Here is a 7,455-nt window from a genome sequence, read left to right as displayed (position 1 = left end):
GGGCGCGCCCCCGCCAGGGCGAACGCGCCCGCCACCGCGAACGGCACCCCCACCGGCGCGGTCAGCAGCAGCACACAGGTCGTGGAGGGCGTCATCGCTCGCAGAGCTCCCGCAGGTCGTCGATGCCGGTCCCGCCGAAGGCCGCCCGCATCCGGGTGGTGAGGATGCCCAGCACGAGCACCGCGAGGAGCACGTCGAAGGAGACGCCGAGCTCGACGATGAGCGGGACCCCGGAGGCGGCCAGGAACGCCGTGGCGGTGATGCCGTTGTCGAGCAGCAGGAAGCCGACCACCTGGGCCAGGGCGCGCCGCCGGGTGACCAGGACGAAGAAGCCGATGAGGACGACGGCCAGGCCGACCGGCAGGGCGCGGGTGGCGGGCGTGGGGTGGAGGGCGACCAGGGGCCTGGCGACGGCGTAGGCGAGGAGGGTCAGCAGCGCCGCGCTCAGCAGCGAGGCCGCGACGTTGACGAGCGGCTGCGTCTCGCGCGCCTCGCTGACGTCCTCCGCGTAGTGGTGGCCCGGGTCCCCGGCCGGGTCCCCGGCGGGCGGCGCGGGGCCGGCCGCGACGGCGGTCAGGGCGCGCCGCATCAGCAGGGGCAGCAGCCCGGCGCGCAGCAGGCCGATGCCGGCGGCAACCGCGAGCAGCTCCCAGCGGCTCCCGTGGCCGTCGAGGAGGGCGGCGATCCCGGCGAGGGCCACGCCCTGGAGGGCGAACACCCGGACGATCGAGGCGAGCTGGCGCAGCCAGAGCACCACCACGGCGGCCAGCAGGAACGCGCCGCAGACCAGGTCGAGGAGCTGGGCGTGGAGGGTGCCGGGCACGGCTCGTCACGCTCCCGTCAGGAAGTAGGAGGCGGTCACCGCGAGGAGGGCCAGCAGCAGGGAGCCCGCGAGGAGTTCGGGGACCCGGAACAGCCGGAGCTTGGCCCAGCACACCTCGGCCGCCGCGAGGGCGGCGCCCAGCGCCGCGACCTTGACGGCCAGGAACACGATCGCGAGGGCGACGGCGAGCGGGGCGGCGGTCGTGGCGATGCCCCAGGGCGCGGCGAGCGTGGCGAGCAGCCCGAGCAGGACGGTGAGCCGCATCTGGGCGCCGAGTTCGACGAGCGCGAGGTCCGGGCCCGCGTACTCCAGGACCATCGCCTCGTGGACCATGGTCAGTTCCAGGTGGGTGGTGGGGTTGTCCACCGGGAGCCGGCCCGTCTCGGCCAGGACGGCGAGGGCGAGGGCGGCGGTGGCCAGCAGCCCGGACGGGGAGGCGAGCCGGTCCGCGTCGCGCAGGCCGCCGGAGACGATGGCGGCCAGGTCGGTGGAGCCGGCGGGCAGCGACAGGGCGAACACGGCGAGCAGGATGGTGGGTTCGACGAGGGCGGCCACGGTCATCTCCCGGGAGGCGCCCATGCCGCCGAACGCGGTTCCGGTGTCCAGCCCGGCCAGGGCCAGGGCCACGGTGCCCAGGGCGAGCAGCGCGACGACGAGGATGAGGTCGGACCGGCCGGTGGCGGGCGTGGCGGTGCTGGCCAGCGGCATCAGCGCGGCCACCACGGCGGTGGTGGCGACCAGCAGCGCCGGGGCGACGCGGAAGGCGGGTCCGGTGCCGGTGGGGGTGATGGGCTCCTTGCGCAGCAGTTTGCGCAGGTCCCGCCACGGCTGCCGGACGCCCGCGCCCGCCCGGCCCTCCATCCGGGCCCGTACCTGCCGCATCAGCCCGGTGAGCAGGGGCGCCCCGGCGACGACCGCCACGACCTGGGCGCACATGGCGGCCGCCCCGGCGGTGGTGTGGCCCGTCACGGGCGCACCGCCAGGACGAGCAGGAGGGCGACGAGGCCGCAGAAGCCGTAGCCGAGGTAGAGGTGGACGCTGCCGGTGGCCAGCCGGCGGGAGGCGTGGCCGAGGGCGGAGACGGCCTCCAGCAGCGGCCGGTAGAGGCGGTGTTCGAAGCGGTCGGGGACCCGGCGGCGGAACCGTACCCGTTCGACGAGGTACGCGGATTCCGGGGCGGCCGTCACCCGGACGTCCTGTTCGGGCGCCAACACCCGGTCGAAGACCCGCTGGAGGGGCTCGGCGAACGAGGTGGCGGTGTAGGCCATGCGGGCGGTCGGCGCGCCTCCGCCACAGTCCCACAGGTGGGCGTTGCGGCGCCGGCGGCGGCGCGCCGCGAGCCGGGCGAGCGCGGCCGCGGTGACCAGACAGGCCGTCAGGGCGCAGGCCGCCCACAGCGGGGACAGGGTGGTGGCGAGGCGGTCCAGGCGGACGCCGAGGGGGCCGCCGGTCAGCGGCCGGCCGTCGGCGAGGCCGGCGGCGGCGACCGCCGCCGACAGCCCGTCGCCGAGGACGCCGGGGACGAGCGCGAGGGCGGCGCAGAGGGCCGCGAGGAGACCCATCCCGGCGAGCACGGCCGGGGGGCTCTCGCGGGCCTCGGCGGCGCAGGAGCCGCGCGGCCGGGCGAAGAAGGCGACGCCGAGGGCTTTGACGAAGACGGCGGCGGCCAGTCCGGCGGACAGGGCGATCACGGCGACGGCCGGGGGCAGGACGAGGGCGGTGACCGGGCCGGGCACGGCCAGGCCGTGGATGAGGGACTGGAGCAGGAGCCACTCGCCGAGGAAGCCGTTGCCGGGCGGCAGGGCCGCGGCGCCGAGCGCGGCGAGCGCGAAGAAGCCGGCGGTGACGGGCATCCGGGAGCGCAGTCCGCCCATGCGGTCCAGGTCGCGCAGGCCCGTGGCCCGCAGCACCGAGCCCGCCGCGCAGAACAGCAGGCTCTTGAAGGCGGCGTGGTTGACGAGGTGCAGCAGGGCGGCCGCCAGGGCCAGCGCGGCGGGGGCGCCGCCGCCGGCGTCGGCGAAGAGGCCCGCGGCGCCGACGCCGATGAGGGCGAGGCCGAGGTTCTCGGACGTGGAGTAGGCGAGCAGCCGCTTCAGGTCGGAGGCCATCGCGGCCTGGAGGATGCCGTAGGCGGCGGAGAGCGCGCCCGTGGCCAGGACGCCCAGCCACCACCAGCGCGGCCCGCCGTCCAGCAGGTCGAAGCCGGTGCGGACCAGTCCGTAGATCCCGAGGTTGACCATGGCGGTGCTCATCAGCGCCGAGACATGGCTGGGGGCCTCGGGATGGGCCCGGGGCAGCCAGGGGTGGAGCGGCACCGCGCCCGCCTTGGCCACGAACGCGGCGGCGGTCAGGACGAAGACCGTGCCGCGGACGGCGGAGGACATCTGGTGGGCGCCGTCGCGCAGCGCGGTGAACGTCTCGCCGCCCGCGCCGGCGGCGAAGAGGGCGGTGCCGGCCAGGAGCAGGAGGAAGCCGAGCTGGGTCATGACGCCGTACCAGAGCCCGGCCGCGCGCACCGCCGCCCGGGCGGCGGGGGGACCGGTCCGGTGCCCGGCCAGGACCAGCAGCAGGGAGGTGAGGGCCATCAGCTCCCACAGCAGCAGGAAGGAGCAGACGGACGCGGCGGCCGGGACGAGCAGCAGGGTGAGCGCGAAGAGCGGCAGTACGGCCTGGGCGGTGCGGGAGGCCGCTCCGTGGCCGGTGTGCCCGGCGGCGTACCCGACGCCGTAGACGGCCACGGGGAGGATCACCCCGCCGGCCACGGCCATGAACAGGCCGGACAGGGCGTCCACGGCCAGGCGCGCCCCGGTGGGCGGCAGGACGCCGGGCAGGAGGACCGCCCAGTGGGCGCCGCGCAGCGCGGCGGTGCCCGCCGCGAGCCCGGCGGCGCCCGTGGCGGCGGTGCAGATCCCCGAGGCGACGACCCGCCGGCGCCCCGGCAGGGCCGCCCCGCACAGCGCCCCGGCGCCCGCGCAGGCGACCGCCGCCGCGACGGCGGTCCCGACGACGCTCATGTCACCGCTCCCGGCGGGCCGGGCGGGCCGGTATCCGGGGGGCGGTCCCCGGCCGTACCGTTCACCGGCCGGTCACCCTGCGCAGCGCGGCCACGATCCGTTCCGGCTCCGGAGGGCAGCCCGGCACCTCCAGGTCGGTGGGCACCACATCGGCGACCGCGCCCTCGACGCCGTATCCCCCGGCGAACTCCCCGCGGTTCAGGGCGCAGTCGCCGACGGCCACCACCAGGCGGGGCCGGGGCATGGCGGCGACCGTGCGGCGCAGCGGCTCGGCCATGTTGCGGGTGACCGGGCCGGTGACCAGCGCGACGTCGGCGTGCCGGGGCGAGGCCACCAGGCGGGCGCCATAGCGCTCGGCGTCGTACACCGGGCCGAAGGCGGCGGCGATCTCGATCTCGCAGCCGTTGCACGAGCCCGCGTCCACGCAGCGGACCTGGACCGAACCGCCCAGGTCCCGCGCGGCGCGCGGCGGCGCGGCGGTGGGTGGTGGCGGGGCGGGCTCCGCCACCCGTCCGGTGTCGCGGATCTTGCGCAGCAGGCCCATGCCGCCTCCCTCGGGACTCCCCGGCGTCCGGTACCGCTGCGCCATGGGACTGAGTAGTAAACGGCCGCACCCCCCTCAGGGGTTACGGGCCTCAGGGGTTACGGGCCCGGTCGTCCCACCCGCCCGGAGCGCCGCCGGGCCCGAACTGTGAGGGGTCCCGGGGCCCGTCCGCCGGGAAATACCGGGCGTTCACGAGGACAGGTGATAACGGAATGGCCAAGAGGTCGGTGATGCGTGTATCGGCGGTCGACACCTTTGGATAGACCCGCGTCCTATGCCACTCGGGGGAAAGGCCGCCGGAGCTGCACATCGTATGACCGGCCGATCGTCGCCGTCGCCGAGCAGACGCCGTTGTCGCTGGTCAAGCCCGCAGGTCAGCACCGTGGGCCATTGCCCCGAACCGGGCTCGCCCGGAGTCCTCCGCTGCTACTGTCCCGCCTCATGGAGACCCTCTTCACTGCTGAGGAACTCGTCCGCATCGAGGCCGCCGCGCTGGAATGCGGCCTTTCCGTTCGGGATTGGGTGCGCGAGGTCGTGCTCCAGCGCCTCAAGGGCGAGTGGCGCCACGATCTCGAGGACGCGATCTGGCCGGTCACCGTCCACCGCCGTCCCGGCGGCACCCTCCAGGAGCTGCACCACGCGGGCTGCTGGGTCCCCCGGGGCGGCGAGGACACCCTGACCACGGCGGAGGCCCGTGAGCGCGCGGCCAAGTTCGACGTCCGGTTCTGCGACGCCTGCGAGCCCGAGCGGTTCCTCGTCCCCTTCGACTGACCATCCGTCACCCCGCCTCCGCGGCACCGCCCGTGAGCGAGCAGTGGGCGGGCGCCATTACGCTGTCCCCCTCAAGATCAATTAGGTGGGTGGGGGAAGTACGGCATGAGGATGTTGACGCGCCTCACGGGGTGGGCGACGCTGCTCACCGGGTACGCGACCGTCCTGCTCGGAGCGGCCCCGTTCCGGGAACTGCCGCCCAAGCGGCACCAATTGGGGCTCCTGGGCGCGACCGCGTCGTGCGCCGCGTGCTGGATCGTCGCGTCGCTCCTGGTCCGCGCGCACCGGCGGAAGGCCCTGCGGAAGAAGACCTGGCGCAAGCGCTACGAGCCCTGGCCCGAGCCGCGGCCGTCCCGGCTGCTCTGCTGGGCGCTGGGCTTCGGCGTCGCGCTCACCAGCGCCGCCGCGCTGTGCCAGGGCGTGGGGCCCGACGGCGCGGAGGGCGAGTGGCTCGCCACGGCGGCCCGCTCCGGCGGGGTGACGGGCGAGGTGCGCGTGGAGCGGGTCCTGGGCGAGCCACGTCCCACGGACGTCGAGATCAACGACACCGACGAGTACGCCTCGACGATCGTCGCCACCGTCCCCTTCGTCTCGGGCGCCCGGCAGGTGACCGTCGAGGAGGTGCACACCGGTGGCAAGCCCGAGGCGGGCCGCACGGTGGAGCTGATCTATGTGCCGGACCGGCCCGAGCTGGGGGCCCGTCAGGCGCCGGGCAATGACATCGGCACCTTCGCCGGCCGCATGATCCTGCTGCCGGTCATCTGGACCTGCGCCCTCGCGGCGGGGTTCGTCACCAGCGTGGCCCTGCACCGCAGGGAGCCCGGCGTCCGCTACGCGCGTCGATTCGAGCCCTGGGCCCATCTGCCCGCCGCGCTCCTCCTGCTGTGCGGGGCGGGGCTCGCCCTGCCCCTGCTCATCGGCTTCCCCGACACGGGGACCGGCTGGGCCCTGGCCGCCGCGAGCGCCACCACGCCGTGGCTGGCACTGGCCTGGGTGGCGAAGACGAGCTGAGCGAGGACAAGCCGGGCGAAGACGAGCCGAGCGGGGCCCGCGACGGCGGGCCCCGCTCGGTGGGATGACGACCGGGAGGTCAGGAACGGCGGCGCCGGAAGGCCCGGCGGATCATCAGGATCACCAGCACGATCACCGCCACCACGAACAGGAAGGCGAGGATCAGGATGATGAGCAGGGCCACGCCCAGCTTCGCGAAGAAGCCCTTCTTCTTTTTCTTCTTCTTGTCCTTGGCCAGCGTCGTGTGACCGTGCTTCGCGTGGTGGTGGGAAGAGGCGAGGACCTCGTGGCCCCCCGAAGCCGCCGCGGCGCCCGTGCCCACCGCCGCCGTACCGGCCTCGGCGGCCGCGACGGAGACGACCCGCGCGGTACCGGCAGACGGGCTCGCCGCCGTCGCGGGCGTCGCCAGCAGGACGGCGCCCAGCGCCACGGCCACCAGGGCCGACATCCTGCGGGCCACCCGGCCTCGGTACCGTCCGTCGTGCTTCCGCTCGTGCTTCATCCGCGCCCCCTGGTGTCTGGTGCTGTGGTTTTCCGGTGCTCCGCAGGCCGCGGGGCGCATCCATTATCCGCACACCCGGACACCGCCCAGCAGGGCGCGTCCACGGGCCCCGGAGGGGCACACACCGCGCGCGGACCATAAGTACGGCCATGTCGGGATTGAGGGAGCCGGGGGCCGGACAGGGGTGGGGATTGCGGGCCGCGACGAGCGGGCCGGAGCCTAGAGTTGCGTCACGGGCTCTCGAAACAGCCGGAAGGAAGAACGCGTTGGATCAGCCGACCCATGGTTGTGTTCTGCTGCTGGACGGCACTCCCGACCGGCGGCGGGGCGCCCTGCCGAACCCGACCGCCCACGCCATCGCCGGCGCGAACCCCCGCGGCTTCCTCGCCGCCGCCTCGGCCGACGTGGTGCAGCTCCCCGCCATGGCCGGGCCCCAGAGCGTCCTCGCCTACCTCCAGGACGCCGTCCGGGTGCCCGGGCCGCTGCTGATCTGGATCACCGGACATCTGATGGTCCCGGCCCGCCGCAGCACCGAACTCCACCTGGCGCTGCGCGAGAGCACCGCCTCGACTGTCCGCTACACCGGGCTGCCCTGGGAGTGGCTCACCCGCACCCTGCGCGAGCACGCGGGCCCGACCCTGCTCCTCGTCGACGCGGAGGCCGACGCCCACGCCTGGCCGCATGTGACGGCCGCCGCCCACGACGGCCGGCTCGCCGGCGGCCTGGCCCTCCACGGGGTGATCACCCCCACCCCGCCCAAGCCCTCGCTGGAGGCCGGTCCCTACAACCG

7 protein-coding genes and 1 pseudogene are annotated in these 7,455 nt (G+C 75.5%); 3 read left to right on the top strand and 5 right to left on the bottom strand.

What is annotated here, in order from left to right; genetic code table 11:
- Positions 1–91 precede the first annotated feature (91 nt).
- The 4 genes from K6I33_RS28460 to K6I33_RS28445 form a co-directional block, all read right to left on the bottom strand.
- Positions 92–823 carry a hypothetical protein gene (locus K6I33_RS28460; protein ID WP_229357409.1) on the bottom strand — a complete coding sequence of 244 codons (732 nt, stop codon included), beginning with the start codon at positions 821–823 and terminating at the stop codon, positions 92–94.
- Between the two features lie 6 nt (positions 824–829).
- Positions 830–1,792, bottom strand: a complete 963-nt coding sequence (locus K6I33_RS28455) for a respiratory chain complex I subunit 1 family protein (protein ID WP_229357408.1) — start codon at positions 1,790–1,792, stop codon at positions 830–832.
- Positions 1,789–3,837 (bottom strand): proton-conducting transporter membrane subunit, encoded by a 2,049-nt coding sequence (locus K6I33_RS28450; protein ID WP_229357407.1) that lies wholly within the window; start codon positions 3,835–3,837, stop codon positions 1,789–1,791. The genes K6I33_RS28455 and K6I33_RS28450 overlap by 4 nt, the downstream gene beginning before the upstream one ends.
- Before the next feature lie 61 nt (positions 3,838–3,898).
- The gene (locus K6I33_RS28445; protein WP_229357406.1) at positions 3,899–4,426 is read right to left on the bottom strand and encodes an NADH-quinone oxidoreductase subunit B family protein; all 528 of its coding nucleotides are present in this window, start codon (positions 4,424–4,426) and stop codon (positions 3,899–3,901) included.
- Positions 4,427–4,822: 396 nt separating this feature from the next.
- Here K6I33_RS28445 and K6I33_RS28440 point away from each other — a divergent pair, with 396 nt between their 5' ends.
- Positions 4,823–5,152 (top strand): DUF6233 domain-containing protein, encoded by a 330-nt coding sequence (locus K6I33_RS28440; protein ID WP_229357405.1) that lies wholly within the window; start codon positions 4,823–4,825, stop codon positions 5,150–5,152.
- Positions 5,153–5,257: 105 nt separating this feature from the next.
- Positions 5,258–6,163: a hypothetical protein gene (locus K6I33_RS28435; protein ID WP_229357404.1), complete on the top strand. Its 906-nt coding sequence runs from the start codon at positions 5,258–5,260 to the stop codon at positions 6,161–6,163.
- A gap of 79 nt (positions 6,164–6,242) precedes the next feature.
- Here the strand turns inward: K6I33_RS28435 and K6I33_RS28430 are convergent, their stop codons facing one another.
- A complete protein-coding gene (locus tag K6I33_RS28430; RefSeq protein ID WP_229357403.1) occupies positions 6,243–6,665 on the bottom strand; it encodes a hypothetical protein in 423 nt (140 codons plus the stop codon).
- 266 nt (positions 6,666–6,931) lie between these two features.
- Between K6I33_RS28430 and K6I33_RS28425 the strand changes: the two are divergent.
- A pseudogene (locus K6I33_RS28425) lies at positions 6,932–7,455 on the top strand (hypothetical protein); the annotation flags it as partial.

It is taken from the genome of Streptomyces sp. UNOB3_S3 (assembly GCF_020740895.1).
In the GTDB taxonomy this organism is placed as follows: Bacteria; Actinomycetota; Actinomycetes; order Streptomycetales; family Streptomycetaceae; genus Streptomyces.
The sequence above is the reverse complement of the archived record's forward strand: the minus strand, read 5'-3'. Positions and strand labels throughout refer to the sequence as shown.

Bases quoted from the DNA above. Each gene is read 5' to 3' on its own strand.
- K6I33_RS28450 (WP_229357407.1), bottom strand. From the start codon at position 3,837: ATGAGCGTCGTCGGGACCGCCGTCGCGGCGGCGGTCGCCTGCGCGGGC.
- K6I33_RS28445 (WP_229357406.1), bottom strand. From the start codon at position 4,426: ATGGCGCAGCGGTACCGGACGCCGGGGAGTCCCGAGGGAGGCGGCATG.
- K6I33_RS28440 (WP_229357405.1), top strand. From the start codon at position 4,823: ATGGAGACCCTCTTCACTGCTGAGGAACTCGTCCGCATCGAGGCCGCC.
- K6I33_RS28435 (WP_229357404.1), top strand. From the start codon at position 5,258: ATGAGGATGTTGACGCGCCTCACGGGGTGGGCGACGCTGCTCACCGGG.
- K6I33_RS28430 (WP_229357403.1), bottom strand. From the start codon at position 6,665: ATGAAGCACGAGCGGAAGCACGACGGACGGTACCGAGGCCGGGTGGCC.